Source organism: Cellulomonas sp. P2_B4 (assembly GCF_056404795.1).
The window spans coordinates 217790-244150 of the sequence record NZ_JBFUDI010000005.1 but is presented as its reverse complement, the minus strand read 5'-3'; the positions used below and the strand labels follow the sequence as shown (position 1 = coordinate 244150).

The following is a 26361-nucleotide window of genomic DNA, read 5'->3' as shown; positions in this document are numbered from 1 at the left end:
CCTCAGGGAGCCGGCGGCTTCTCCGCGTCCCGGGCGGCCAGGGACGCCAGCATCGCGTTGTACTCGTCCATCTCGACGTCGCCGTCGCGGTCGACGCGGCGGTCCCGGCGCCGGGCCGCGCGCTCGTCGTCGCGCGACCACTGCACCGCCACCACCACGGCGAGGATCAGGGTGGGCAGCTCGCCGATGCCCCAGGCGAACGCGCCGCCGGCCTGCTGGTCGGCGATGGCCGACGCACCCCAGGGCCGACCCATGAGGCCGAACCAGTCGGCGACGAACAGGGCGTCGCTGGTGACGAGCGTGACCCCGAAGAACGCGTGGAACACCATCGTGCCGAACAGCAGGAGGATTCGCTGCGGGTAGCCCCACCGGCGCGGCCCGGGGTCGATGCCGACGAGCGCGTTGACGAACAGGTACCCGGCGAGCGAGAAGTGCAGCACCATCGCGAGGTGCCCGACGTCGGTGCGCAGCGACCACTCGAACAGGCCGGAGTAGTAGAAGAGCACCATCGAGCCGATGAAGTTCACGGCCGCGACCAGCGGGTTCGCCAGGAACGTCCCGACGTGGCTGTGCACGAGGACGAGGATCCACTCGCGCGGCCCGCGGGAGTCGTCGGACCGCAGCAGCGACGACCGGACCGGCAGGGCGCGCAGGGCCAGGGTGACGGGCGCGGAGAGCACGATGAAGAGCGGTACCAGCATGGCCAGCGTCATGTGCTGGATCATGTGGCCGCTGAACAGCACGTGCCCGTACAGGTTGGGCGCGCCGTTCGTCGCCCAGCCGAACAGCAGCACGCCGACGGTCCACGAGATCGCCCGGGCCATGGGCCACGTGTCCCCGCGGCGTCGCAGCCGCAGCACCCAGCGCCAGTAGACGACGAGCCCGGCACCGACCGCGAACGCGAGCACCAGGTCCCAGCGCCACTCGGTGATCCAGCGCAGCGCGGTCGGCTCGGGCGGCAGCGGGTGCCCGGTGATCTGGTAGGCCGGCGTCGGGTCGGCGGGTGGTTCCTCGGCGACGGGCGGGGCGGTGGCGCCGAGCGCGACCGCGACGCCGGAGACGGCGCCCATGACGACCAGCTCGACGAGCACGAGCCGCCAGAACAGCAGCCCGCCGACCCGCTTCAGGGACCCCGCGGAGCCACCCGCCAGCCGCGGCAGGACCCGCCGCCGGTGCGCCAGGCCGAGCAGGCCGAGCACCCCGAACAGGGCGGCCTTGGCGATCAGGAGGACGCCGTACGTCGTCGTGAGGTCCGACCATCCGCCGGTGCGCAGCAGACCGTTGACCAGGCCGGACACCCCGACGGCGACGAAGCACCAGCCGGCGACGACGGAGTACCGGGCGACCGCCACGGACAGGTCGGTGCCGATGCGCGTGACCAGCAGGGCCAGCGCCGCGAGCGCGCCGATCCAGAGCGCGGCGCCGATGAGGTGGACCACCATCGACGACGTCGCGATGCTGTGCCCGGACGCCCCGGCGGCGTGCCCGAGCTGCGCCTGCTGGTACAGCGCGATCAGCACCAGGACACCCGTCCACGCGGCACCGGTCGGGGTCGCGACCACGAGCGACAGGGCCGTGACGACGGCTGCGACGGTGGTGATCATCAGCAGCGTGCGGCCGAGGTCGAGCTCGGTGACGAACACCCCGAGCTGCTGCCCGAAGTCCGCCGACGACACCGGCTGCCCCGCCACGTCGGCGTAGGTGAGGACCAGGTGCACGATCGACAGCACGGTCCAGGTGCCCGCGGCGACGCCGGCGACCAGGAGGCTGCGCGGATACGCGGACCCGTCGGCGGTGCCGATGCCCGACCGGGCGTTGCGTGCAGGTCCGGCCGACAGCCGCGGCAGGATCCCCACCGCCAGGAACAGCGCGCCGAGCGTCACCGACCCGGCGATCTCCGACAGCGCCGACGACGCCGGAAGGCCCCACCGGACGAGCGGTCCGGGGTCGCGCAGGACGGTCGCGACCGCGGCACCCGAGAACCAGATGCCGAGCAGCGCGAACACCACGGCGGCCGCCGGCAGGACGACGACCCGCCACGGACCCAAAGCGGCGCCGGTCCGACCGGCGCTCGTCGCCGGCGCACTCACCCGCTCAGCCTAGGTTGCCGCGGTCAGTCCAGCGGACGGCGCCGCATGAGCAGCACCGCCGTCAGGCCACCGGCGGCGACGAGGACCGCGACGACCGCGACGAGCAGGCCTGCGGGCACCTGTCGGGCCTCCGCGGCGACCGGGTCGGCCACGGCCGGCGCCGAGGCGTCCGGAGCGGTCGACGCGGTCGCCGACGGGGTCGCCGGCACCATCGTCCCGTGGTCCATGACCATCGGCTGCTCCGCGACCGGCTCCCCGGCGACGTCGACCGGCGCGGCGAGGGCCTGGATCGTCGTCGCCGTCTGCGTGGTGAAGGTGTACTCACCCTCGATCGCGTGGCCGTCGTCGGACGTCACCCGCCACATGACCCGGTAGAGGCCTGCGGGCAGGTCGCCGGCGATCGCCTGCGTGACCACAGGTCCCTCGGTCGTCGGGACCCCGACGTTGACGATCGCCTGGTCGGGCCGGTGCACCATCAGCGCCACACCCAGCGGCGAGACGTCCTCTGCGAAGGTCAGCGTGATGTGGTCCGGCATCACCACCAGGACCGCATCGGTGGGCGGGTCGGTGCCGACCAGCTGGTTGTGGGCCTGGGCCGCCTGGGCGCCCAGCAGGACAAGTGCGCAGAGTCCGACGACGACCGCGACTACGCGCCGGACGGCCCTGCGCAGGGCCGTCATTGGCTCGGACATGCCGGACACGGTAGCCGCTCGCCCCGGGGGAAGGCCCGGGTGACCGGGAACACATCCGGGCCCGTTGGTTGTTGGCTCTTGAGTGCGGGATGGTTGTCCTGCGCAACCAGTTGCCCCCTCGCCTCGCGCGTTCCCCCCGTTTCGAGAAGGCCCCCCGTGACCCAGCAGAGCACTGAGACGAGCACCGACGCGCCGTCCTCGTCCGGCTTCACCGCCCCCACGCACCGCGAGATCCTCACGATCCTCGGCGGCCTGATGCTCGGCATGTTCATGGCCGCGCTGGACCAGACGATCGTCGCCACGTCGATCCGGACGATCGGCGACGACCTCAACGGGCTCTCGCTGCAGGCGTGGGTGACCACCGCGTACCTGCTCACGGCGACCATCTCGACGCCGCTGTACGGCAAGCTCTCCGACATCTACGGGCGCAAGCCGCTCTACATGATCGCGATCTCGCTGTTCGTGCTCGGGTCGCTGCTGTCCGGCACGTCGAACTCGATGTACGAGCTGGCCGGGTACCGCGCGCTGCAGGGCCTCGGCGCCGGCGGTCTGATGGCGCTGGCCATCACGATCCTCGGCGACCTGGTGCCGCCCCGCGAGCGCGCCCGCTACCAGGGCTACTTCCTCGCCGTCTTCGGCGTCTCCAGCGTGCTCGGCCCCGTGGTCGGTGGCTTCTTCGCCGGCGCCGAGACGATCCTCGGCATCGCCGGGTGGCGCTGGGTGTTCCTCATCAACGTGCCGATCGGCATCATCGCGCTCGTCGTCATCTCGCGCGTCCTGCACCTGCCGCCGCTCAAGAAGGTCGCGCACCGCATCGACTGGCCCGGCGCCCTGCTGCTGGTCGTGACGCTCGTCCCGCTGCTGCTCGTCGCCGAGCAGGGCCGCGAGTGGGGCTGGGACTCCGCCAACGCCATCACCTGCTACGCCATCACGGTGGTCGGCCTGATCGCGTTCATCGTCGCGGAGCGCTTCGCCAAGGGCGACGCGATCCTGCCGCTCTACCTCTTCTCCAACAAGACCTTCTCGATCGGCGCGGGCGCCAACGTGGTCATCGGCCTCGGCATGTTCGGCGGCCTGGCGACGCTGCCGCTCTACCTCCAGATCGTCAAGGGCCAGACCCCCACCTCGGCGGGCCTGACGCTCATCCCGTTCACGCTCGGCATCATGGCCGGCTCGATCATCGCCGGGCAGTTCACCTCGCGGACCGGCCGCTACAAGTTCCTGCCGGTCTTCGGCACGGTGCTCATGGCGGGCGGGTCGCTGATGTTCTCGCGCATCCAGACCGACACGTCGCTCAACTTCATCTTCGCCTGCTCGATCGTCTTCGGCCTCGGTCTCGGCTTCACGATGCAGCCGCTCGTGCTGGCCGTGCAGAACGCCGTGCCGGTGCGCGACATGGGTGTCGCGACGTCGTCCTCCCTGTTCTTCCGGCAGATGGGCGGCACGCTCGGCACCGCCGTGTTCCTGTCGATCCTGTTCTCCACGGTCGGGGACAACATCAAGGCGGCCTTCGCGACGGCACTCGGGACGCCGTCGTTCCAGGCGGCGCTGGCCGACCCCGCGGTGCAGGCGAACCCCGCCAACGCGCCCGTGCTCGACCTGGTGAACGGCGCCGGCGGCACGCTGCCGTCGCTCAACGACTCGTCGTTCATCAACAACCTGGACCCCCGGCTGGCCGTGCCGTTCCTCGACGGCTTCTCGGAGTCCATCGACCTCGTGCTGCTCGTCGCGGCCTGCATCATCGCCCTCGGCATCCTGCTGACCGCGCTCCTGCCCGAGCTGCCGCTGCGCAACGTCTCCGGCATCCAGGGGCGCATGGACGCCGACGCGGCCGACGCCGCCGCCGCGGCCGCGCCAGCTGCGGCGGCCGGGGCGACCGCCGTCGGCGGGGTCTCGGCGATCGTCGCGGACCAGGCCGCCGTCGAACGGGCGGAAACAGAACCGGCCCAGGGCAGCTGAACCCGAGCGCGGCACAGGTCAGGCGGCTAGCGTCGTCGCAACCGGTGCCGCGCGCGGTGAACCATCGCGACCTCCGTCTCGTGACAACGGGTGACCGCTCGTCCCGCTCGCCCACGGAGGTGGAGATGTCCCCGCTGCTGGAATCCCCCGAGACGCTCGACTCGCACGACGCCGGGTGCACCGGCTGCCTGGACCGACGCCAGGTGCTGATGCGCGCCGGCATGGTGACCATGGGCGTCGCGGCGGCCGGCGTGCTGGCGGCGTGCGGAGGCAGCGGCTCGGACACCGGTTCCGACGGGGGCGCCACGGGCGGGTCCAGCGACGGCACCCTCGCGCAGCTCTCCGACATCCCCGAGGGCGGCGCTCTCGCCGCGACGGGCGCGGACGGCAAGCCGATCATCCTGACCCAGCCGGAGGCGGGGACGGTCGTCGCCCTCTCGGCGATCTGCACGCACCAGGGCTGCACGGTCAAGCCGGACGGCAAGGAGCTGAAGTGCCCGTGCCACGGGTCGATCTACGACCTGTCCGGCAAGAACGTCTCGGGACCGGCCCCGTCGCCGCTGCCGGAGATCGACGTGCACGTCACCGACGGTGCCGTCGTGGCGGGGAAGGCCTGAGCCGTGGACACGCGGCGGACCACGTCGGACGTCCTGCGCGCGCTCCTGTGCGCGTGCCTGATGCTGTCGGCGGTCGTGCACCTGGACCTGTGGGCGAACGGCATGAAGAACCTCGACGTGGTCGGACCCGCGTTCCTGCTCAACGGCGTCGGCGGCATCGTGCTCGGCGTGCTGGTCCTGGTCTGGCACCACTGGCTGCCGCTGCTGGGCGCGATCGGTTTCGGCGTCCTGACGCTCACCGCGTTCATCATCTCGACGACCCCCGGCGGGTTCTTCGAGGTGCACGAGCGGTGGGAGGGCATCCCGGTGTGGCTCGCGGCGATCTCCGAGTTCGGGGCGATCGTGCTGGGCATCGCGGCGATCCTCGTCGAACGGCGCCCCCGGACCGCCTGACTCAGTCGTCGCCGAGCAGCCTGCGCTCGTAGGCCGCGACCACCTGCGCGGGGGTCCAGTCCTCGGTGCCGACGGCCTGCGAGCGGCCCAGGTAGGACCCGCGTCCCCGCTCCGCGCCGAGCCAGCACGCCTCGTCGAGGAACACGGCCCGCGCCTGCGCGATCGACCCTGAGCTGAACAGGACGTTCGCCACGCCGCCCTCCCGGTACGACACGACGAACGAGTCAGGGCGGGCCTCGAACACGATGCAGTCGTCGCCGGTGGCCTGGCTGGCACCGGTGACCGAGAAGTCGACCCCGTCCTTCAGGTCGTTGTCGAGGGCGTCGACGCGCAGGTCGGCGAGGTCCCGGGGCACGATCTCCGGGATCTCGACGGGGTCGGTCAGGAGCGCGAAGGGCGGTGCGTCGGCGTCGGCCACCTTGACCAGGATGCGGAATCGGCGCAGGTCACGGACGCTCAGCGGCACCCGGTTGGTGTCGAGGAACCGGTACGACAGCACGGCGCCGGACGGGTCCGAGGTCGTCTCGATCAGCACCAGTCCGTCGGCCACGAGACTGCTGCGCGCGTCGACCCGGTACCGGTGCGCGGCGGTCGACCCGAGGTCCGGCCCCAGCACGAAGCCGCGCTCGTAGCCCACGCGCGCGAGCGCGAGCTCGTCGAGGGCCGTCAGGGTACGCACGCCATTCATGCGCGGAGCCTGTCACACGTCATCCCCAGACGAGACCCTGTGCCGGGTCGTGCAGCACGCGCGCGACGTCCGCCAGCACGCGCGACCCCAGCTCGCCGTCGACCAGCCGGTGGTCGAAGCTCAGCGCGAGCTGCGTGACATGGCGGATCTTGATCTTGCCCTTGTGCACCCACGGCTGCTCACGGATCGCCCCGAACGCGAGGATCGCCGCCTCGCCCGGGTTGAGGATCGGCGTGCCGGTGTCGATCCCGAACACCCCGACGTTGGTGATCGTGATCGTGCCGTCGGACATGTCGGCGGGGGTGGTGCGGCCGGCCCGCGCGGTGCCGGTCAGCTCCGCCAGCGAGATCGCCAGCTCCTTGAGGCTCAGCCGGTGCGCGTCCTTGATGTTCGGCACGACGAGCCCGCGGGGGGTCGCCGCCGCGATCCCGAGGTTGATGTAGTGCTTGTAGACGATCTCCTGCGACTGCTCGTCCCAGGAGCCGTTGATCTCCGGGTGCCGACGCACCGCGAGCATGAGCGCCTTGGCGGCGATCAGCAGCGGGGTCACGCGGACGTCGGTGAACTCGCGGTCGTTGCGCAGGCGCTCGACGAGCTTCATCGTGGCGGTGACGTCGATCGTGTGGAACACCGTGACGTGCGGCGCGCTGAACGCGCTGGCGACCATCGCCTCGGCGGTCCGCTTGCGCACCGACTTCACCGGGACGCGCGTCTGGCGGCCGTCCGGCGAGACCGTGCCGCTGGCCAGCCAGGGGGCGTCGTCGCCGGGGTAGGTCGCCAGGGTCCGGGCCTCCGCCTGGGCGGCCCGGCCGAGCACGTCCTCACGCGTGACGATCCCGCCGGGGCCGGTCGGGGAGACCGAGTCGAGGTCGACGCCCAGCTCGCGGGCCAGCTTGCGGACCGGCGGCTTGGCCAGCGCGTGCGGGCGGTTGCCCTGCGCCCCTCCGTTGACCACGCGTTCGCGACGCGCGGCGCCGGCCTCGGCCACGCCGTAGCCGACGAGAACGGCCTTGCGCTCGGTGGGCGCCTCGACCTTCTCGGGTTCCGACTCCTCGGGTTCGGCCTCCGCAGGTTCCGACTCCTCGGGCTCCGACGAGGCGACCGGCGCCGCCACCGGCTCGCCCGCGCGGCCCGCACGAGCCGCCTCGATCTCGTCGGAACCACCGGGCTCCACGCCCTGGTGCCGGTTGGGACGCCCGCGGTGCCCGTGCTCGATGGCACCGCCACTTCCCTCGTCGGCGATCCTCGCCCGGGACTGCGGGAGCTCCGCCCCGTCGTCGGCGGGCGTGCCGGCCGGGTCGGTGTCGACCTCGATGATCGGGGTGCCCACGTCGACGGTCTGCCCGGGCTGGACCAGGAGTCGCGTGACGACGCCCGACCAGGGGCTCGGCAGGTCCACGAGCGACTTGGCGGTCTCGATCTCGACGATCGTCTGGTTGACCGTGACCTCGTCGCCGACGGCCACGTGCCACGCGACGATCTCGGCCTCGGTCAGACCCTCACCGGCGTCGGGGAGCGGAAACTGCTGGTAGGTCGGCACTTGGGGAAGCTCCTCAGGGGACTAGAAGGCGAGCGAACGGTCCACGGCGTCGAGGACTCGGTCCAGCCCGGGCAGGTAGTCGTGCTCGATCTTGGCGACGGGGTACGGAGCGTGGAACCCGCCGACCCGGAGCACCGGAGCCTGCAGGTGGTAGAAGCAGTCCTCGGCGATCCGCGCGGCCACCTCGGCGCCGGTGCCGTAGAGCACGGGGGCCTCGTGGACGACGACGCAGCGGCCGGTCTTCTTGACCGACGTCGCGACGGTCGCGGTGTCGAGCGGGGAGAGCGCGCGCAGGTCGACGACCTCGATCGACGTGCCCTCGGCGCCCGCGACCTCGGCGGCCTTGAGCGCGGTCTGGACGGTCGGGCCGTACGCGACGAGCGTGACGTCGGTGCCCTGGCGCAGCACCTTGGCCGTGTCCAGGCCGGGGTGCGGGGCGCCGAGCGCGGCGTCGAGGTCGACCGGGCCCTTCTCCCAGTACCGACCCTTGGGCTCGAAGAAGAGCACCGGGTCCGGCGACGCGATCGCCTGCTGGATCATCGTGAACGCCTCGGCGGGGCTCGACGGGCTGACCACGCGCAGGCCGGCCGTGTGCGCGAACAACGCCTCCGGCGACTCGCTGTGGTGCTCGATCGCGCCGATGCCACCGCCGTACGGCACGCGGATGACGACCGGGAGGTTCAGGCGGCCGCGGGAGCGGTAGTGCATCTTGGCCAGCTGCGTGGTGATCTGGTCGAACGCCGGGAAGATGAAGCCGTCGAACTGGATCTCGCACACGGGCCGGTAGCCGCGCAGGGCCAGGCCGATCGCGGTGCCGACGATGCCCGACTCCGCCAGCGGGGTGTCCACGACGCGGTCGCCGCCGAAGTCCTTCTGCAGGCCGTCGGTGATCCGGAAGACGCCGCCGAGGGCCCCGATGTCCTCGCCCATGAGGAGCACCTTGGGGCTCGACTCCAGCGACCGGCGCAGGCCCAGGTTGATCGCCTTGGCCATCGTGAGCGTCTGCACGCCGGTGGCGGGGCTCGTCTGTACGGGCGCGTTCATCGGTGGCTCCCCTCGCCGGAGTGGCTGGCGTCCATGAACGACGCCTCGTACTGCTCGAACCAGGCGCGCTCGGCCTCGACCACCGAGTGCGGCGCGGAGTAGACGTGCTCGAACATCGACGCGGCCGACGGGCGGCCCATCCCCTTCACGGTCGCACGAAGGCGCTCGCCCAGCTCGGCGGCGTCGTCGTCGAGCCTGGCGACGAAGGCCGCGGGCAGCTCGTCGCGCTCCTCCAGGTGCGTGCGCAGGCGATCGATCGGGTCGCGCTGACGCCAGTACTCCTCCTCCGCGGCCGAGCGGTACCGGCTCGGGTCGTCGGAGGTGGTGTGCGCGCCCATGCGGTACGTGAACGCCTCGATGAACGTGGGGCCGCCGCCGCTGCGGGCCCGCTCGAGCGCCTCGGCGGTGACCGCGTAGGACGCCAGCACGTCGTTGCCGTCGACCCGGACGCTCGGGATGCCGAAGCCCTTGCCGCGGTCGGCCAGCGGGACGCGGGACTGCTTGGTCGTCGGCTCGGAGATGGCCCACTGGTTGTTCTGGCAGAAGAACACGACCGGGGCGTTGTTCACGGCCGCGAAGACGAGGGCCTCGTTGACGTCGCCCTGCGAGGTCGACCCGTCCCCGAAGTACACGACGACCGCCGAGTCCCGGTCCGGGTCGCCCGTGCCGACCGCGCCGTCGCGCTGCAGGCCCATCGCGTAGCCCGTGGCGTGCAGCGTGTGTGAGCCGATGACCAGCGTGTACAGGTGGAAGCCGAGCTTCTCGGAGTCCCAGCCGCCGTGGTCGATGCCGCGGAACAGCCGCAGGAGGTCCGAGAGGTCGACGCCGCGGGTGTGCGCCACGCCGTGCTCGCGGTAGCTCGGGAAGACCTGGTCGTGCTTCGCCAGCGCGCGACCCGAACCGATCTGCGCCGCCTCCTGCCCGAGGCTCTGCGCGTACAGGGCCAGCTCGCCCTGACGCTGCAGGGAGGTGGCCTCGTTGTCGAACCGGCGGACCAGCACCATGTCGCGGTAGAAGCCACGCAGGGCCTCGGCGTCCAGGTGCGCCACACGGGAGTCGTAGTCGGGATGGGCCGTGCGCTGGCCGGCGGGGGTCAGCAGCTGGACGAGTCCGTCCTCGGTGACAGGGCCGTTCGGGGCCACGCGGTTCTCCTTCGCGTGCAGCGGTGGGGGGCCGCTCGGATGGGTCGGGCTCGAGCGCCTGGCTCGTAACCTACGACACCGTAGCCTACGGAACCGTAGGTTGTGCCGACAGAGTGTCAGCACGGTCGGTTGTGGAGTCGCCACAGAGAGGCTCGGCGACGAGAGCCCCTCCGACGGTCACCGGACGGTGCCGGCGCTCACGGCTCAGCGGGCGAGCCAGGCCGCCGTGACCTCGAGGAGCAGCTCGGTGGCCTCCGGCTCGCCGACGCTGACGCGGACACCGTCACCGGCGAACGGCCGGACGAGCACCCCGGACCGGCCCGCACCCTCGGCGAACGCCGACGCCTGGTCCCCCAGCGCCAGCCACACGAAGTTGGCCTCGCTGTCGGGCACGGCCCAGCCCTGCCTGCGCAGACCGGCGAGCATCCTGGACCGCTCGGCGACGATCTGGTCGACGCGAGCCAGCAGCTCGCGCCCGGCCCGCAACGAGGCGAGCGCGGCCAGCTGACCGACGTGCGAGACGCCGAACGGCGTCGACGCCACCCGGATCCCCGCGGCAAGGCGAGGCCGTGCGACCGCGTAGCCGACGCGCAGGCCGGCCAGGCCGTAGGCCTTGGAGAACGTCCGCAGCAGGACGACGTTGCGGTGCTCAGCGAACACGGCGAGCCCGTCGGCGACCTGCCGGTCGCGGACGAACTCGACGTAGGCCTCGTCCAGGACGATGAGCACGTCGCTCGGCACCGCGTCGACGAACGTGGCCAGCTCGTCGGCGCGCACCGCCGGACCCGTCGGGTTGTTCGGCGTGCAGACCAGCACGACCTTGGTCCGCGGCGTGACGGCCGCGGCCATCGCCTCGAGGTCGAGGCGCCCGTCGTCGCCGACCGGCACCCGCACGCCGACCCCGCCCGCGAGCGTGATCGCGATCGGGTACGCCTCGAACGAGCGCCACGGCAGGACGACCTCGTCGCCGGGCTCGCAGACCGCGGCGAGCACGTGGCCCAGCACGGCGACCGACCCGCAGCCGGTGACGACGTTCTCCGGGGCGACGCCGAGGGACTCCGCGATCGCGCCGACCAGCTCGGTCGCGTACATGTCGGGATAGCGGTTCACGTCCGCCGCGGCGTCCGAGATCGCCATGAGCACCGACGGCAGCGGTGGGAACGGGTTCTCGTTCGACGACAGCTTGTACGCCGCCGCTCCGACCGGGACGCGAGCCCCCGGCACGTAGGGCGGGAGATCGGCGAGGGCCTGGCGAAGCGGGACGCGACTCACGCGCACAGCATGCCATTGCCTGGGTCCGATCCACGGTGGACGGGCTGGCGACCATCGAGCAGACACGGGCCGACCGATGGCAGGATCGACGCATGGCCTTCGTCCTGCGCGTACTCATCAACGGCGTCGCGATCTGGTTCGCGCAGCTCGTCCTGCCCGGTCTGTCGATCGTCGGCGCCGACACCGGCTGGCAGCAGCTCGGGATCATCCTGCTCGTCGCGCTGGTCTTCGGGATCGTGAACGCGATCGTGAAGCCGATCGTCGCGTTCCTGTCGATCCCGCTCTACATCCTCACGCTCGGCCTGTTCTCCATCATCGTGAACGCGCTGATGCTCATGCTCACCGCCTGGATCACGGAGGCGACCGGCTGGGGCCTGCGGATCGCGAACTTCGGCACCGCGTGCTGGGCCGCGATCATCGTCTCGATCGTCAGCCTCGTCCTCTCGGTCCTGATCCCCGGCCCGCGCCCGCAGGGCCAGCAGATCCAGAGCAGCAGCACCTACAACTACTGAGACCCGGGCGCCGGCCGGATCGTCGGCTGGATCGAGGCCACGACCTGCGGGTCGCGCGTCGCCTCGAACTGCAGGGTGACGGCGGTGGTGCCGGGCGGACCGAGCACGCCGGCCGCGGCGTCGTCGAACGGCTTCATGAACGGGTCGTCCGCCAGCGCGGCCTGCGCCTGCCCGGCGGTCTCGGCGTAGAGCTCCGCCCGGTGCGCCTCGGACGGCGTCGCGTCCCGCGGGCCACCGGTCCGGCCCAGGTCCCGACGGACGACGGTCTCGTGCGACGAGTGCCGGTCGCCGGCTCCGTCGAGCTGCGGGACCAGGTCCTCGTCGTGCACGTAGCGGCGCACGTGGACGCCGGGCGGCACCGCTTGCGGGATGTCCGGTGACCCGGCGGTGACCACGGCCTTGACCGCGTACACGGGCGCCACGAGCGCCGCCGCGGCGAGCGCTGCCATGCCGCCCTGGCTGTGCCCGGCGAGCATGACGGGCTCGTCGGCGCCGATCCCCGCGGCCCGCATCGCGTGCACGACGGCGGTGCTCATGTCGTCGGGTAGCGCGCCCATGAGACGCAGGTTCGTGGTCAGGTCCAGGGGCGTCGACGAGCCGGGGCGCCAGTCCTCGGTCCCCGGGACCTCGATCACCCAGGCGCGCGTGCCGTCGGGATGGGTCAGCTGCTGCACGGTGATCACGCCCTTACGGGTGCCCTCGACCCCGGCGGAGGTGGACCCGTCGTAGCTGCGGCCGACGTTCGCGAGCACGTCCGCCACGGTGCGCGGCACCGGCAGCCGCGGAGGGTTGGGTACCGGGACGGTCGCCGTGGGACCGGCCGGCCCGAGCAGAGCGTCCAGGTCGCGTGCGGCCGACGGCACGGGGTCGAGCGTGACGACCTGGAGCCCGGGCTTCAGGGCGCGCATGAAGGACGCGGCGCCGAGCATCGCGGTCGACGCCCGCTCGTCGGCGAGCACGGACGGGTCGACGAGCTCGGCGACCGCCATCGCCCCGGCGGCACCCAGCCCCAGCAACGGGCCGAAGGTGAGCGACTCGGCCGCGGCGCTCGCCGCCAGGACGACCGTCGACCGGACCGCACCCTCGACCGTCGACTCGGCGTCGGCGTAGCTCGCGATCGCGCGCCGCAGCCGTGCCGCGAGCGCGCGCACGTCGTCGGCCGCGGCCCATGCGCCCCGTTGGGCGGCCTTGATCGACTCGTGCGCCGCGTGGTTGGCGGCCGAGACCGCCCGGTCGAGCCCGAGCCCGCCGGCCAGGTCGTGGCCCGCGGTCGAGAGGCGCTGGGCGGTGGCCTCGAGGATCCGGCACGCCTGGGCGAGCTCCTCGAGGTCTGCGACGGTCGGCGTCCCGATCAGCCGGTACCCGTCGCTCAACGGCCCCGCCAGGTGGTGGGCGCCACGCAGCGGGCCTCCGTCGTCGCGACCGCCACGACCGCGTCCTCGAGCAGCCGCGCGACCTGGCGGACTCCTGCCGCGGCCTCGTCGACCGCGCGCCGGTAGCGGTCGGCGGCCGTGGACGACCAGGTCACGGTCGTCGCGCGGACGAGCGCACGCCGCGCCTCCTCCACCTCGTAGCTCGCCGATCTCAGCGCCGCCGTCACCATGCGATCGACGCTAGGCGGGAGGTCGCGACGGAGACGGGCCGGCGGCGGTACGGCCGACAGGACGGGGCTGTGGGCGGCTCAGGGCCCCGCCGGGACCTTCGGGAGCACCAGCACGGTCAACGCCATCGCGCCGATCGCCGCGACCGCCCGCCAGACGTCGGCGATGCCCAACGGGCTGACCAGCACCGTCGCGACCACGGCGAGCGACAGCACGAACACCTGGACGACCGCCACCTCACGCAGTCCCCGCCCGATCACGGCCCACTCGATCGACGCCCGCCACGTGGTCCGAGTGGCGAGCGTCGCGGTCCACAGGGTCAGGTGCACCAGCACGACGAGCGCCAGCACCGCTGCCAGCGACGGCGGGTCGAAGAGCAGCACGCGCACGCCGGCGATCCCGACGACGAGCCCGACCAGCCCGACCTCCGGCCGCAGCACGACCGCCACGACGAGCGCGAACAGCGCGGCCGCCACCAGACGGTGGGCGCCGGGCCCAGGGCCGACGAACGACACGGTGAGCGTCGCCAGCCCGAGCACGCCGAGCGCGAGCCGGACCACGAGGGCCGGGATGCTCGGGCCGGTCGGGACGACGACCTCGCGCGACGAACGGGGCGGCAGGAACGGGATCCTCATCGCGACGCCCCCGCCCGCCGGTGCGTCCGCCGTGCCAGCCCGGCCAGCGCCACCGACGGTGCATCGCGCCAGGCCACCAGCTCGACGTCCTGGTCCGCCAGGCCCGCCAGGCGGTCCTCGCGCGCGATCCGGATCAGCCGCAGCGCGAGCCGCTCCCGGTCGGCCAGGTGCAGCTCGCGGACGGTCGGCAGGACGTCGACCGCGACCACCCGGTGCCCGGCGCGTCGCCAGATCGCGGCCACCTGCGCGGCCTCGTCGTCGAGGAACGTGGAGAAGACGAAGACGAGCGCTCCCGACGGGATCTGCGGCGGCCGCAGCCGGCGCGGCGGGTCGCCCTCGGGATGGGTGAGCGCGAGCGCGTGCCGGATCCGGGAGAGCTGCCGGCGCCCGCCACCGGGCGGGAGCGGCCGGCGCACGATGCCGAGGTCGTCGAGACCCACCCGGTCGCCCAGACCGAGGAACCCCGAGGCGACGGACGCCGCCGCCTGCCGGGCGAGGTCGAGCGAGGTGGGGTCCTGCGGTCGCGGCTGGATCGAGCCGCGCCACGTCATCGGGTCGGGGCCGACCTCGTCGCGCGAGTCGACGACGAGCATCACGACCGCCTCGGCGAGCGCGTGCTCCCGGCGGACGTAGAGCTCGTGCAGGTCGGGGGCGCGACGGGCGGTCACGCGCCAGTCGATGCGGCGCAGCCGGTCGCCGGGCGCGTACGGGTGCACGTCGCGCAGGCCGCCGCCCTCGCCGGGTCGTCGGGACTCGTGCGCGCCGGTCAGCCCGCGCAGTCGGGGCGGCAGCGGGAGGTCGCCGAGCGGCCGGGTCGAGGGCAGGACGAGCGCGGTCCGCGACGAGGGCGCGGACGCCTCCGACACGCTCGCGGCACCCGGCCCGACGCCCTGCACGTCCACGACCGCGACCTCCTGCGGACCGGTGCGGACCGTGTGCACGGTGATCGGCAGCGTGCGCGTGCCGTCGACGGCCACGAGGACCTCGGCGATGTCCCGCAGTCTTCGTCGGACCCCGACGACGACCGCGTCGCTGGGCGAGCTGATGACGGCCTCGACCTGCAGGGCTCCCGGCGTCGGCACGTCCGAGGACGGCTCGACGTGCACCGACGGCCCGGTCGACGGTCGTCGTCGCCAGTCCCAGAACCCCGCGACCACGGGGGCGGCGCCGAGCACGGCCACGTCCGGCCGCCCGGCGAACGCTCCGACGGCGAGGAGCGCGAGGCCGACGGCGACCCCGACCACCGCCGTGCTGGAGCGGGTCCACTCCATGGTCAGGCCGAGCGCCGCGTCGTCGTCGGACCCGCGACCCGCCGCAGCACGTCGGTCACGACACCCTCCGGCGCCGCGCCCGTCGCCCACGCCTGCGGCGTCAGGGAGAGCCGGTGAGCCAGGGCCGGCACCGCGACCGCCTTGACGTCCTCGGGCGTCACGAAGTCCCGCCCGTTGAGCACCGCGAGCGACCGCGCGACGAGCACGAGCGCCTGCGACCCGCGCGGCGACGCCCCCACCTCGACCGCGTCGTGCTCGCGGGTGGCCGCCGCCAGGTCGACGCAGTAGCGCAGGATGTCGCCCTCGACGTTGACGGCCTCGACGCCGGCCTGCATGGCGAGCAGGGTCTGGGAGTCGACGATCGTGCGGACCGTCCCGACCTCCGTGCGTCGTGCGAGCCGCCTCGACAGCACGTCGACCTCGTCGTCGCGCACCGGGTACCCGACGGCGAGCCGCACCATGAACCGGTCGAGCTGCGCCTCCGGCAGCGGGTACGTGCCCTCGTACTCGACGGGGTTGGAGGTCGCGACCACGTGGAACGGGGCCGCCAGCGGATACGTCGTCCCGTCCACGGTCACCTGCCGCTCGGCCATGGCCTCGAGCAGAGCCGACTGCGTCTTCGGGGCGGTCCGGTTGATCTCGTCGGCAAGAAGGAGCCCCGCGAACACCGGGCCCGGCCGGAACGTGAAGCTGGACGACGCGGGGTCGAAGACGCTCGACCCCGTGATGTCCGACGGCAGCAGGTCCGGCGTGCACTGCACCCGGCGGAACGTCAGCCCGAGCGCGGTCGCCAGGCTGCGCGCGGCCAGCGTCTTGCCCAGCCCCGGCACGTCCTCGAAGAGCACGTGCCCGCCGGCCAGCACGGCCGCGAGCGCGGCCTTCAGCGGGTCGCGCATGCCGACGACGAGCGTCGCGACCTCGTCGAGGATCGCCCCGCCCTTCTCGGCCACCTGCGCGACGGTCAGTGTCTCGGTCATGTGTCCCCGCTCTTCCTCGTGGTGCCGATCCGGTCCAGCGCGTCGACGGCCTGCGTGATCTCGGACATCTTCGGGTGCGGCGAGCCGCTGCGCGTGAGCGTACGGAAGGCCCTGGTGCCGACGAGCTCCTCGATCGCCGGTGCGTCCGCGTCGTCGTCGATGTCGAGCCCGTGGCGCGCGAGCCGGCTCCTCGAGAGCTCGCGCACCCGGCGCAGCATGCGCTCGCTGGCCCGTCCGTCGCGCGCCACCATCGCCCACGCCAGCTCCTGCACCTCGCCGCGGGCGCCGTGCCGCCGGTCGTGCCGCTTCCGGTCGAACCCGGGGTCGGGCCGCACGTCGAAACGCGTGAGCACGAGGACCCCGGCGACCGCCGCGACCCCGACGAACGCCGACGTCACGGCCGCGAGCCCCGCCATCCATCCGAGTGCGGCCGCCAGGACCCCCGCGACCCACGGCCTCCAGTCCTTCACGACGCCAGCCCCTCGGCGATCGCCGCGAGACTCGTCCTCGCGCTGTTCACGTCCTCCTGCGTGAGCCGGTGCTCGCTGTACCGCGCGGCCAGGTAGAGGTCGAGCAGCCGCTGCGCGGCCACCGGGTCCGCGTGCGTGCTCTGCAGGACCTCGAGCGTGAACTCCGTCGCGGTCTGCGCGCGGTCGCGGTGGATGCCGCTCTTCTCCGCCGACGACTCCAGGGCCACCCATGCGGCGATCACCGCATCGCCGGGCGGGACCTCCTGCTCGAGCACCTGCGCGGCGTGCTGCGCGCCCTCCCGCATCGCCGCGGTCGCGACGTCGACGACGTCACCCTCCAGCCCGATGTCCGGGTCGGCCGCGTCGCGGTCCTTGCCCACCGCGCGCTCGCGCAGCTTCTGCGCGATCTTGCGGAACACCAGGGCGAGGACGACGACCGCCAGCACACCGAGCGCGGTCAGCAGCACCAGGATGATCCAGCGCTCCTGCTCGATGGGCATCATCTCGGGCCCCGCGGTCGTGCTCGGCTGCGGCGCCTGGGTCTGCGCCTGCGTGGGCACGTCGACCACCGGGATCTCGGCGTCCGGCAGGTTCCGGTGCGCGACGTCCCACGGCCCGGCCAGCGCCGCCATCAGCACCGCGACCGCGACGAGCGCACCGACCAGGAGCACGGGTCCGGGCTTGCGGGCGGGCGTCACCTGGCTCCTTGCTCGACGGACGGACGGGCGGCTGGGATCCGGACAGGCTACTGACTCCGACGGACTCTTCAGCGACGACGCCACAGGCTCTGGGATGATGGGTGCATGGCCACCCCGAACGGTTCCGACGTCCCTGCGCGCGTGCGGCTTGCCGATGTCACGCCGCCGATCGCGCTCGGACCGCTGGACGGGCGCTACCGGTCCGCGGTCGCGCCGCTCGTCGACCACCTGAGCGAGGCCGCGCTGAACCGCGAGCGCGTGCACGTCGAGGTCGAGTGGCTGATCCACCTGACGACGAACGGCGTCGTGCCGGGCGCGCCCACGCTGTCCGGCGAGGACAAGGTCTACCTGCGCACCATCGTCGAGACGTTCGGGCCCGACGAGGTCGCCGAGCTGGCCGAGATCGAGCGCGTGACCGTGCACGACGTGAAGGCCGTCGAGTACTTCCTCAAGAAGCGGCTCGCGGACGCACCGGCGGACTCCCCGCTGCAGGGCGTCGGCGAGCTCGTGCACTTCGCCTGCACCAGCGAGGACATCAACAACCTGTCGTACGCGCTCATGGTCCGCGGCGCGGTCACGCAGGAGTGGCTGCCCCGGGCCCGGGCGCTGGTCGACCAGGTCGCCGAGCTCGCGCGCGAGGAAGCGTCCCAGCCTCTGCTCGCCCTCACGCACGGGCAGCCGGCCACGCCGACGACGCTCGGCAAGGAGCTCGCCGTCCTCGCGCACCGGCTCGACCGGCAGCTCAAGCGGATCGCGGCCGACGAGTACCTCGGCAAGCTCAACGGCGCGACCGGCACGTTCGGCGCGCACGTCGTCGCGGTTCCGGGTGCCGACTGGGCCGCCGTGTCCAAGTCCTTCGTCGAGCACCTCGGCCTCACCTGGAACCCGCTGACCACGCAGATCGAGTCGCACGACTGGCAGGCCGAGCTGTACGCCGACGTCGCGCGGTTCAACCGGGTGCTGCACAACCTGGCCACCGACGTCTGGACCTACATCTCGCGCGGCGTCTTCATCCAGATCCCGGTGGCCGGCGCGACGGGCTCCTCGACCATGCCGCACAAGGTCAACCCGATCCGGTTCGAGAACGCCGAGGCCAACCTCGAGCTCTCGTCGGCACTCCTGGACACCCTGGCCTCGACGCTGGTGACGAGCCGGCTCCAGCGCGACCTGACCGACTCGACGACCCAGCGCAACATCGGGCCGGCGTTCGGGCACTCGCTGCTCGCCATCGACAACGTCGCCCGCGGCCTGCGGGCACTCTCGGTGGACCGCGAGCTGCTGGCGCGCGAGCTCGACGAGAACTGGGAGGTCCTCGGCGAGCCCGTCCAGTCCGCCATGCGTGCGGCCTCCGTCGCGGGTGTCACCGGCATGGAGAACCCGTACGAGCGGCTCAAGGAGCTGACGCGGGGTCGTCGCCTCACCGCCGACGACATGCGGGAGTTCATCGGCGGTCTCGGGCTTCCCGACGGCGTCGCGGCGCGGCTCGTCGAGCTGACGCCGGCGTCCTACACGGGCATCGCGGCGGAACTCGTGGAGACGTACCTCGACGCCTGACCCGTCAGGGCGCGATGTCGCCGACGTCCACGTCGCCCGCGACGTGCACCGCACCGCGACCGACGTTTGCGGCGACCATGGCGAGAACCGTCGAGAGCCGGACGGACGCGGATGGGTCGATCTCCGGAGCGTCCTGACGGGACCTGTCTAGACCCAGCGCGCGACCTGGGCTCTTTTGTCCGAGTTTCGGCAGAAGTTTTCACTCGTTCGTGTGCGCGTTCGTGAGACGAGAACAGGGCCCTGACCTGCTACGTCACCCGGATGCGTGTCGCCATCTGGACAGGTGCCCGGTACGGCCTGCACAATCGTGCACCGAGCCGTCCTTTTCATCCGGTTCATCCCCTCGATTCATCCTGTTCATCCCCTCATGGCAAGGATGCCCATCGTGACGCTCATGCAGAAGGCGATCACGCCAGCGCTGACCCGCGCGCACCTCACAGCGGGCCACGATCGCCTGGCGGGGTATGTCGTGCGCGCCGAGGACGTCGCGTTCGCGACCACTCCGGCACAGCTGTTCGAGGTCCACGGCCTCGGCTACGAGGGCTCACCGTTCAGCCCTTACGACCGGTCCATCGACGTCCTGCGCTTCGAGAGCTCCCCGCAGCTCCAGTACCGCGACGTCCCGGGCTACATCCTTCCGCTGTGGTGGCTGCGCCACTCGCGCATCCCCCCGGGCGCCGAGCTCGTCCGCATCTACGACAACGGCACGTCCACGCTCCTGGCCCGCTACGGCGACGTCGGCGCCGGCTGGACCGTGACGCAGCTGGGCGCACCGCGCCCGTCGCTGGCATCGCTCTCGCGCTGCGTCGGCCCCGTAGCGAAGTGGCACGGCGCCTACCTCGAGGCCGACGTCGTCGACAACGGCCACACCGTCGTCCTCGCCCTGGCCAACCCGCCGCTCGCCGAGACCGGGTTCCACCAGTCGCCGTCGGGACGCTGGTTCCGTCGCGTCGCTCGCGACGAGGTCAGCGAGCTGTTCGAGCTGGACCTCACCGCCCGGTGGAACGGCCTGCACGTTCGCGTGGTCGACCAGTGGCAGGACGCGCAGCGCTACGTCGTCGCACGGATCTCGCACCTGGGCGACGACATCGAGCGCGCGGAGCGCCTGCAGCTCAACCGCGTCGAGGCTGGCGTGTACGAAGGAATCGTCTACGCTGCGGAGCTGACGGACATCCAGACCAACCAGGTCGTGCCGCACACGTGGGCCCCCGGGCCTGCCGCGCAGCAGCAGGTCGTCCGCTCCAGCTAACCCTTGCAACACCCCGATCTGGGGTCCCGACGACGATGTCGAGGCTCCGACGGGCGCGTGCCGGGCCAGACCCTCCCCCCCGTTCTGGCCCGGCACGCTCCATGTCCGGCGCGAGGTCCAGACTCACTCCTGCGCGTCGTGGACGAAGCGGGCCACCTGGACGCGGTTCGTCACGCGCAGCTTGGTGAACAGGCTGCCGACGTGGGTCTTGACGGTCGCGACACCCATGTAGAGGTCGCGCGCGATCTCGGAGTTCGTCTTGCCCTCGCTCACGGCGACCGCCACCTCGCGCTCGCGGTCGGTCAGCCGCGCCATCGCGGAGCGGGCGGCTCGTCGGCGCTCGTCGTCCTGCGGCTTGGTGACGGCGGCGATCAGCTGGGACGTGACGCTCGGCGAGAGCATCGGGTCACCGGCCGCGACGCGACGGACCGCGGCGATCAGCTCGACGGGCGGCGTGTCCTTGAGCAGGAACCCCGACGCGCCGTTCTGCAGCGCGGTGAGCACCATCTCGTCGGTGTCGAACGTGGTCAGCACGATGACGCGGGTTCCCGACCCGCGCAGCGCCCGGGTGGCCTGCAGGCCGTCCATCCGCGGCATCCGGATGTCCATGAGGACCACGTCCGGCCGCTCCTTGGCGACGAGCTCGATCCCCGCCTGCCCGTCGGCCGCCTCGCCGACGATCTCCAGGTCGGGGGCGCCGCCGAGGATCATCCGCAGGCCGGCGAGCACCAGTCGGTCGTCGTCGACGAGCAGGACCCGAATGGGTGACGGGCTCGGTGTCACGGACTCCACGGCAACCTCGCTCTCACCAGGAACGACCCATCGGGCTGTCCTCCGTACGCCAGTGCTCCGCCGGCCAGCTCGGCCCGTTCGGTCATGCCCGTCAGTCCGACACCCGCGGGCCCGCCGCCGACCACCGCGACCCCGACCCGGTTGCGCACCTCGACCTCGAGGAACGCTCCGGGTTCGCCGGCCAGCCGCAGCGACACCGGCTGGCCGGGCGCGTGCTTGCGGGCGTTCGTCAGCGCCTCCTGGACGATGCGGAACGTGGTGCGCGACAGGGTCACGGGGATGCTGGCGAGGTCGCGCTCGCGCAGGCCGAGCACGTCGAGCCCCACCTGCGAGCCCGCCTCGCGCACGTCGGCCATCAGCGCGGGCAGCTCGGCGAGCGTGGGCTGGGGAGCCTCGACCCCGTCGGCCACCTGTCCGGCCCGTAGGACGCCGAGCACCTGCCGCAGCTCGGCGAGGGCAAGCTGCGCGTTGGCCTGGATCGTCGCGGCGGTCTCGGCGGTCTGGTCGCGGGTCAGGTCCTCGCGGTAGGCCAGCGCGCCGGCGTGCATCGCGACCAGGGAGATCCGGTGAGCGAGCACGTCGTGCATCTCGCGGGCGATGCGGGTCCGCTCGGCGTCGCGCGCAGCCTCTGTCGTCAGGGCCTGCTCGCGCTCGGCCGTGAGCAGGCGCTCGTTCAGGGACGCGACGAGCTCGCGCCGGGCCCGGACGTAGAAGCCGGTGACGATCGCCAGGCCGAAGAAGACGAGGCTGAGCAGCTGGTTCGCCAGCTGCGCGTAGAGGTTGTCGTCCGTCGGGGCCACACCGCGGGCGGTGAAGACGAACAGGGAGAGGATTCCCGAGGCGAACCACGCGACCGCCGTCACGATCACCCAGTTGCGGCGCCGCCACGTGGCCATCGAGACGACGGCCAGGGTCGCTGCACCGACGCTCGCCGTCGAGAAGGCGGTGCAGGCGATGGTCACGCACGCGACGAGGAACGGGCGCTTGCGCCGCAGCGGGAGCAGCGCGACCGACACCGCGCCCAGGAGCAGGTCGGCCACGAGCCAGATCCCGATGATGTCCTGCTCGGCGGCGCTCGGCACCGAGCTCAGCTGCTCGGCCGACGTCAGCGCCCACGCGACCAGCCCACCGAACACTGCCAGCAGGTACCGCCAGGTCCGCGACCACGCCTGGAGCTGCGGGTGCAGCAGCTCCTCGGGGACGGGGGTCACCCGGATCTCGGCGGCAGTGGACACACGAGCAGCCTAGGAGGCACGACGCGGCACGGGATCAGCCGCGCGGGCTGCTCCGGGTCCCCCCAGCGGTGGAGGGGCGCCCATCGCCGACGGAGGGTCGAGGCGGCTCGCGGAGGGTGGTGCACGGGGATCCGTGGGTGGTGCGGACGTCCGTCGGTCGGGTCGTGCGCTCAGACCGCGTCGGTGAGCGACGGGACCGGGATCGAGGCCAGCTCGGCGAGCGCCTGCGCGTAGGTGGCGGCGTCACCGGCGCGGGCGGCCTCGCGGGCGCGGACGGTCGGGCCGTGCAGGGTCGCGCGGGTGCGGCGACGCAGGGCCCGGACCGCACGCTCGTCGGAGAGGTCCACGAGCCCGCTCTCGAGGCCGCCGAGCACGCGGGTGCGTTCCGCGACCACGGCCGGGTTCCACTCGCGGACGCGGCGCTCGGCCTCGTAGGCGTCGGCCGCGGCGGTGACCACCTCGTGCGCGGCACCGACGGCGGAGTGCTCGGCGGGCGCGTACTCGGCGACGGTGTGCAGGCTGACCAGGCGAACGCCGGGCAGCGACCGGACGCCGGGGTCCACGTCGTGCCGCAGGGCGAGGTCCACCACCGTCAGAGGGCGCGCGCCCTGCAGGCGGGCGGCCGCGAGCGCGTCGACCCCGAGGACGGCACCCGCGGCCCCGCTGCACGCGACGACGAGGTCGACGTCGGAGACCTCGGCGGCCAGGTCGGCGCCGGAGGGCAGGGACCGGACCCCGCGTGCGGCGGCGAACGCGCGGGCGCGACCTGTGGTGGAGAACACGCGGATGTCGGTGCAGCCGCGGGCCTTGAGCTGAGCGAGGGAGGCGCCCGCGTAGGAGCCGGTGCCGATGAGCACGACGCGGACCGCGGGCCAGTCGGGCAGCTCGGACTCGGCGATGTCGAGCGCGACGCCCACCACGGAGCGCCCGGTGGCACCCAGGCCGGTGCGCGCCTCGACGTCCCGCGAGACGCGCGAGGCCGCTTGGAACAGGGACTCCAGACCGCTCGTGGTGGTCCCCTCGCGGCGTGCCGTGGTCAGCGCCCGGCGGACCTGGCCCGCGATCTCGCGCTCGCCGACGACCATCGAGTCGAGCCCGCTCGCGACGGCGAACAGGTGCTCGGCGGCCACGGTCCCGCTGAGAACCCGCAGGTGGGAGACCACCTGGTCCTCCGTGTAGCCCGAACGCTGGGCGACGGTCGCGGCGGCGGCGGCACGGGCCTGCGGGGTGTCCTGCGCGTCGTCGACCTCCAGGTACAGCTCGAACCGGTTGCACGTCGCCAGGACGACGGCACCGGACACGGACGCAGCGGAGTGCACGAGCTCGGACGCGACGGCCTGGACGTCCGACGAGAGACGTTCCAGCACATCGAGGTCGAGGTCGTGGTGACTGGCGGCGAGGGACAGCAGCACCACGTGCCCGATTCAATCATCTGTTCATTTGTCCGGCACAATCGCAGACGTGAACCTTCCTTCCTCGCACCCGCTCGTCGACGGCCGCACGGCGCATTCTTCGCTGGTCCGTGCATATTCCGGCGAGCGCCCTTCCCGACGGCCGGTGTGGTTCATGCGACAGGCCGGGCGGTCGCTGCCGGAGTACCGGGCGGCGCGCGAGGGCACGGCGATGCTCGACGCGTGCCTGACCCCGTCGCTGGCGAGCGAGATCACCCTGCAGCCGGTCCGCCGGCACGACGTCGACGCGGCGATCTTCTTCTCCGACATCGTGGTCCCGCTCAAGCTCGCGGGCGTCGACGTGGAGATCAAGCCGGGCGTCGGCCCGGTCATGGGGTCGGCCGTGCGGTCCAAGGACGACGTCGCTCGCCTCAGAGACCTCGGGCCGCTCACCCCCGAGGCCTTGACGCCCGTCTCCGAGGGCGTCGCGCTCACGGTCGACGTACTCGGCGGCACCCCGCTCATCGGGTTCGCCGGCGCGCCCTTCACGCTGGCCGCGTACCTCGTCGAGGGCGGTCCGTCGCGCGACCACCTGGCCGCGCGCACGCTCATGCACTCCGACCCGGTCACCTGGGCCGAGCTGACCGACTGGGCCGCCGACGTCACGGGCGCCTTCCTGCGCGCGCAGGTGATGGCCGGGGCCAGCGCCGCGCAGCTGTTCGACTCCTGGGCGGGGTCTCTGGGCCTGTCCGACTACACGGCGCACGTCGCTCCCGCCTCGTCGCGGGCCCTGAGCCACATCGCCGACCTGGGCGTGAAGAAGGTCCACTTCGGCACCGGCACGAGCGAGCTGCTGGGCGCGATGCGCGACGTCGGTGCGGACGTCATCGGCGTCGACTACCGCCTGCACCTGGACGAGGCGAACCGTCGCCTGGGCGGCACGACGCCGCTGCAGGGCAACATCGACCCCGCCCTGCTCGCCGCTCCGTGGCCCGTGCTGGAGGCGCACGTCCGCGACGTCGTGGCCCGCGGCGAGGTCGCGCCCGGGCACGTGGTGAACCTCGGCCACGGCGTCCCGCCGGACACCGACCCGACCGTGCTGACGCGCGTGGTCGAGCTGGTCCACGGGCTCTGAACCCTCGATGAGCACCTGGGACGCGATCGTCGTCGGCGGCGGGGTCGCCGGCCTCGTCGCTGCCCGGTCGCTCGCCCTGGAGGGGCACCGGGTGCTGGTGCTCGAGGCCGCACCCGAGCCCGGCGGGGCCGTCCGCGGGCACACGGTCGACGGCCTGCGCCTCGACGCCGGGGCGGAGTCGTTCGCGACCCGCCAGGGCGTCGTCGCGCCGCTGCTGAGCGAGCTCGGCCTCCCGGTCGTCTCGCCCGAACGCGTCGGCTCCTGGGTGCACCTGCCGTCCGGCGACGGCCCCCTGCCGCGCACCGGCCTGCTCGGCATCCCGGGCCACCCGTGGGCGCGGGACGTCCGGCAGACCCTCGGCCTCGTGGGCGCCGCGCGGGCCTCGCTCGACCTCGTCCTGCCGCGGTCCGACGACCCGCCCACGCTCGGCGCTCTGGTCAGGCGACGCATGGGCAGCCGCGTCGTGGACCGGCTCGTGCGACCGATCGTCGGCGGAGTCCACGCGRCCGACCCCGACGACCTCGCCGTGGACGCGGTCGCGCCCGGCCTGTCCGCGGCGCGCGACCGCGGGTCCCTGGCGCGCGCCGTGCGCACGATGCGCGCGAGCACGCCGGCCGGGGCGGCCGCGCAGGGGATCGAGGGCGGGATGCACCGCCTGGTCGACGCGCTCGTCGCCGACCTGCGGCGCAGCGGCGGCGAGATCCGGACGAGCTCGCCGGTCAGCGGCGTGCAGCGGTCCGACGACGCCTGGCACGTGAGCACCGAGAGCGCCCCTCGGCTGGTCCTGGCGACTCCCCAGGCGCCCGCGCTGCTCGGGCTCACCGGGATCACGACCGACCCCGGCGCCGAGGTAAGCCTGGTCACGCTCGTGCTCGAGGCGCCCGCGCTCGACGACGCGCCCCGCGGCACGGGCGTCCTGGTCCCGCCCGGCTCCGCCGACGTCACGGCCAAGGCGCTCACGCACGCCACCGCCAAGTGGGCCTGGCTCGCGCGCGCAGCCGGCCACGGACGGCACGTCGTCCGGCTCTCCTACGGCCGGGCAGGCGAGGACGCCCCCGAGCCGACGGTCCGTACCGCGCTCGCCGACGCGAGCGTGCTGCTCGGCGTCCCGCTCACCGAGGAGCAGGTCCGCGGGCACGCCACCGTGCAGTGGTCGCAGGCGCTGCCACGGCCGAGCGCGGCGCACCGGGCGGCCGTGGCGCAGGTGCGCGCGGCCGTGGCCGAGCTGCCCGGTCTGGCGGTCTGCGGGGCGTGGGTCGCGGGCAACGGCCTCGCGTCCGTGGTGCCCGACGCGCAGGCCGCCGCGCGCGCCGTCGGCTAATGCGAGGCGCGTCACACAAAAGACGCCGCAAATCACTTTCTGACGACTCGTCGTCAAAACTCACAGAATGACGTCGCTCACAT

General features: G+C 73.1%; 25 protein-coding genes. 8 read left to right on the top strand and 17 right to left on the bottom strand.

What is annotated here, in order from left to right:
• Nucleotides 1-2: 2 nt before the first annotated feature.
• Both AC1DZC_RS10495 and AC1DZC_RS10490 read right to left on the bottom strand, forming a co-directional pair.
• Nucleotides 3-2090 carry a bifunctional copper resistance protein CopD/cytochrome c oxidase assembly protein gene (locus tag AC1DZC_RS10495; RefSeq protein WP_477043204.1) on the bottom strand — a complete coding sequence of 696 codons (2088 nt, stop codon included), beginning with the start codon at nucleotides 2088-2090 and terminating at the stop codon, nucleotides 3-5.
• Nucleotides 2091-2113: 23 nt separating this feature from the next.
• On the bottom strand, nucleotides 2114-2782 hold the full coding sequence (locus AC1DZC_RS10490) for a copper resistance CopC family protein (RefSeq protein ID WP_477043203.1): 669 nt from the start codon (nucleotides 2780-2782) through the stop codon (nucleotides 2114-2116).
• Between the two features lie 156 nt (nucleotides 2783-2938).
• On the opposite strand from AC1DZC_RS10490, the gene AC1DZC_RS10485 reads away from it, so the two are divergent.
• From AC1DZC_RS10485 to AC1DZC_RS10475, 3 genes are all read left to right on the top strand, one after another.
• Entirely contained in the window at nucleotides 2939-4741 is a 1803-nt protein-coding gene (locus tag AC1DZC_RS10485) for an MDR family MFS transporter (RefSeq protein ID WP_477043202.1), read from the top strand.
• A 125-nt stretch (nucleotides 4742-4866) separates the two neighbouring features.
• Nucleotides 4867-5358 (top strand): QcrA and Rieske domain-containing protein, encoded by a 492-nt coding sequence (locus tag AC1DZC_RS10480; RefSeq protein WP_477037508.1) that lies wholly within the window; start codon nucleotides 4867-4869, stop codon nucleotides 5356-5358.
• 3 nt (nucleotides 5359-5361) lie between these two features.
• A complete protein-coding gene (locus AC1DZC_RS10475) occupies nucleotides 5362-5751 on the top strand; it encodes a hypothetical protein (RefSeq protein WP_477043201.1) in 390 nt (129 codons plus the stop codon).
• A 1-nt stretch (nucleotide 5752) separates the two neighbouring features.
• Here AC1DZC_RS10475 and AC1DZC_RS10470 read toward each other — a convergent pair whose 3' ends face one another.
• The 5 genes from AC1DZC_RS10470 to hisC all read right to left on the bottom strand — a co-directional run bounded on the left by AC1DZC_RS10470 (nucleotide 5753) and on the right by hisC (nucleotide 11437).
• Complete coding sequence (locus tag AC1DZC_RS10470) at nucleotides 5753-6439, bottom strand: hypothetical protein (RefSeq protein WP_477043200.1); 687 nt, start codon at nucleotides 6437-6439, stop codon at nucleotides 5753-5755.
• A gap of 19 nt (nucleotides 6440-6458) precedes the next feature.
• Complete coding sequence (locus AC1DZC_RS10465) at nucleotides 6459-7979, bottom strand: dihydrolipoamide acetyltransferase family protein (protein WP_477043199.1); 1521 nt, start codon at nucleotides 7977-7979, stop codon at nucleotides 6459-6461.
• A 21-nt stretch (nucleotides 7980-8000) separates the two neighbouring features.
• On the bottom strand, nucleotides 8001-9023 hold the full coding sequence (locus tag AC1DZC_RS10460) for an alpha-ketoacid dehydrogenase subunit beta (protein WP_477037512.1): 1023 nt from the start codon (nucleotides 9021-9023) through the stop codon (nucleotides 8001-8003).
• Nucleotides 9020-10165 (bottom strand): pyruvate dehydrogenase (acetyl-transferring) E1 component subunit alpha, encoded by a 1146-nt coding sequence (pdhA, locus tag AC1DZC_RS10455; protein ID WP_477043198.1) that lies wholly within the window; start codon nucleotides 10163-10165, stop codon nucleotides 9020-9022. Before pdhA ends, AC1DZC_RS10460 begins: the two co-directional genes overlap by 4 nt.
• 204 nt (nucleotides 10166-10369) lie before the next feature.
• Nucleotides 10370-11437, bottom strand: coding sequence for a histidinol-phosphate transaminase (gene hisC / locus AC1DZC_RS10450; RefSeq protein ID WP_477043197.1), 1068 nt, complete (start codon nucleotides 11435-11437; stop codon nucleotides 10370-10372).
• Nucleotides 11438-11529: 92 nt separating this feature from the next.
• Here hisC and AC1DZC_RS10445 point away from each other — a divergent pair, with 92 nt between their 5' ends.
• Nucleotides 11530-11949: a phage holin family protein gene (locus AC1DZC_RS10445; RefSeq protein WP_477037515.1), complete on the top strand. Its 420-nt coding sequence runs from the start codon at nucleotides 11530-11532 to the stop codon at nucleotides 11947-11949.
• Here AC1DZC_RS10445 and AC1DZC_RS10440 read toward each other — a convergent pair.
• From AC1DZC_RS10440 to AC1DZC_RS10410, 7 genes are all read right to left on the bottom strand, one after another.
• Nucleotides 11943-13322, bottom strand: coding sequence for a hypothetical protein (locus AC1DZC_RS10440; RefSeq protein ID WP_477043196.1), 1380 nt, complete (start codon nucleotides 13320-13322; stop codon nucleotides 11943-11945). The genes AC1DZC_RS10445 and AC1DZC_RS10440 overlap by 7 nt on opposite strands.
• Nucleotides 13319-13552, bottom strand: coding sequence for a hypothetical protein (locus AC1DZC_RS10435; RefSeq protein ID WP_477043195.1), 234 nt, complete (start codon nucleotides 13550-13552; stop codon nucleotides 13319-13321). The genes AC1DZC_RS10440 and AC1DZC_RS10435 overlap by 4 nt, the downstream gene beginning before the upstream one ends.
• A 78-nt stretch (nucleotides 13553-13630) precedes the next feature.
• Complete coding sequence (locus tag AC1DZC_RS10430; protein WP_477043194.1) at nucleotides 13631-14185, bottom strand: hypothetical protein; 555 nt, start codon at nucleotides 14183-14185, stop codon at nucleotides 13631-13633.
• The gene (locus AC1DZC_RS10425; protein WP_477043193.1) at nucleotides 14182-15456 is read right to left on the bottom strand and encodes a DUF58 domain-containing protein; all 1275 of its coding nucleotides are present in this window, start codon (nucleotides 15454-15456) and stop codon (nucleotides 14182-14184) included. Before AC1DZC_RS10425 ends, AC1DZC_RS10430 begins: the two co-directional genes overlap by 4 nt.
• 2 nt (nucleotides 15457-15458) lie before the next feature.
• On the bottom strand, nucleotides 15459-16433 hold the full coding sequence (locus AC1DZC_RS10420; protein WP_477037520.1) for an AAA family ATPase: 975 nt from the start codon (nucleotides 16431-16433) through the stop codon (nucleotides 15459-15461).
• Entirely contained in the window at nucleotides 16430-16903 is a 474-nt protein-coding gene (locus tag AC1DZC_RS10415) for a hypothetical protein (protein WP_477043192.1), read from the bottom strand. The genes AC1DZC_RS10420 and AC1DZC_RS10415 overlap by 4 nt, the downstream gene beginning before the upstream one ends.
• A complete protein-coding gene (locus AC1DZC_RS10410; protein ID WP_477043191.1) occupies nucleotides 16900-17601 on the bottom strand; it encodes a DUF4129 domain-containing protein in 702 nt (233 codons plus the stop codon). The genes AC1DZC_RS10415 and AC1DZC_RS10410 overlap by 4 nt, the downstream gene beginning before the upstream one ends.
• 105 nt (nucleotides 17602-17706) lie before the next feature.
• On the opposite strand from AC1DZC_RS10410, the gene purB reads away from it, so the two are divergent.
• Entirely contained in the window at nucleotides 17707-19155 is a 1449-nt protein-coding gene (purB, locus tag AC1DZC_RS10405) for an adenylosuccinate lyase (protein WP_477043190.1), read from the top strand.
• 376 nt (nucleotides 19156-19531) lie between these two features.
• A complete protein-coding gene (locus AC1DZC_RS10400; protein WP_477043338.1) occupies nucleotides 19532-20404 on the top strand; it encodes a hypothetical protein in 873 nt (290 codons plus the stop codon).
• Between the two features lie 123 nt (nucleotides 20405-20527).
• On the opposite strand, the gene AC1DZC_RS10395 is transcribed toward AC1DZC_RS10400, so the two are convergent.
• The 3 genes from AC1DZC_RS10395 to AC1DZC_RS10385 all read right to left on the bottom strand — a co-directional run bounded on the left by AC1DZC_RS10395 (nucleotide 20528) and on the right by AC1DZC_RS10385 (nucleotide 23846).
• Nucleotides 20528-21187, bottom strand: a complete 660-nt coding sequence (locus AC1DZC_RS10395) for a response regulator (RefSeq protein WP_477043337.1) — start codon at nucleotides 21185-21187, stop codon at nucleotides 20528-20530.
• Nucleotides 21184-22431, bottom strand: a complete 1248-nt coding sequence (locus AC1DZC_RS10390; protein ID WP_477043189.1) for a sensor histidine kinase — start codon at nucleotides 22429-22431, stop codon at nucleotides 21184-21186. Before AC1DZC_RS10390 ends, AC1DZC_RS10395 begins: the two co-directional genes overlap by 4 nt.
• A gap of 170 nt (nucleotides 22432-22601) precedes the next feature.
• A complete protein-coding gene (locus AC1DZC_RS10385; RefSeq protein ID WP_477043188.1) occupies nucleotides 22602-23846 on the bottom strand; it encodes a glutamyl-tRNA reductase in 1245 nt (414 codons plus the stop codon).
• 46 nt (nucleotides 23847-23892) lie between these two features.
• Between AC1DZC_RS10385 and hemE the strand changes: the two genes are divergently transcribed.
• The gene (hemE, locus tag AC1DZC_RS10380; protein WP_477043187.1) at nucleotides 23893-24957 is read left to right on the top strand and encodes a uroporphyrinogen decarboxylase; all 1065 of its coding nucleotides are present in this window, start codon (nucleotides 23893-23895) and stop codon (nucleotides 24955-24957) included.
• Between the two features lie 7 nt (nucleotides 24958-24964).
• Nucleotides 24965-26278, top strand: coding sequence for a protoporphyrinogen/coproporphyrinogen oxidase (locus tag AC1DZC_RS10375; protein ID WP_477043186.1), 1314 nt, complete (start codon nucleotides 24965-24967; stop codon nucleotides 26276-26278).
• The last annotated feature ends 83 nt before the right edge of the window (nucleotides 26279-26361 follow it).

Coding starts and splice junctions, on each gene's coding strand:
- AC1DZC_RS10490 (WP_477043203.1), bottom strand. CDS start 2,782: ATGTCCGAGCCAATGACGGCCCTGCGCAGGGCCGTCCGGCGCGTAGTC.
- AC1DZC_RS10445 (WP_477037515.1), top strand. CDS start 11,530: ATGGCCTTCGTCCTGCGCGTACTCATCAACGGCGTCGCGATCTGGTTC.
- purB (WP_477043190.1), top strand. CDS start 17,707: ATGGCCACCCCGAACGGTTCCGACGTCCCTGCGCGCGTGCGGCTTGCC.
- AC1DZC_RS10460 (WP_477037512.1), bottom strand. CDS start 9,023: ATGAACGCGCCCGTACAGACGAGCCCCGCCACCGGCGTGCAGACGCTC.
- AC1DZC_RS10420 (WP_477037520.1), bottom strand. CDS start 16,433: ATGACCGAGACACTGACCGTCGCGCAGGTGGCCGAGAAGGGCGGGGCG.
- AC1DZC_RS10470 (WP_477043200.1), bottom strand. CDS start 6,439: ATGAATGGCGTGCGTACCCTGACGGCCCTCGACGAGCTCGCGCTCGCG.
- AC1DZC_RS10430 (WP_477043194.1), bottom strand. CDS start 14,185: ATGAGGATCCCGTTCCTGCCGCCCCGTTCGTCGCGCGAGGTCGTCGTC.
- AC1DZC_RS10435 (WP_477043195.1), bottom strand. CDS start 13,552: ATGGTGACGGCGGCGCTGAGATCGGCGAGCTACGAGGTGGAGGAGGCG.
- AC1DZC_RS10400 (WP_477043338.1), top strand. CDS start 19,532: ATGCCCATCGTGACGCTCATGCAGAAGGCGATCACGCCAGCGCTGACC.
- AC1DZC_RS10425 (WP_477043193.1), bottom strand. CDS start 15,456: ATGGAGTGGACCCGCTCCAGCACGGCGGTGGTCGGGGTCGCCGTCGGC.
- AC1DZC_RS10480 (WP_477037508.1), top strand. CDS start 4,867: ATGTCCCCGCTGCTGGAATCCCCCGAGACGCTCGACTCGCACGACGCC.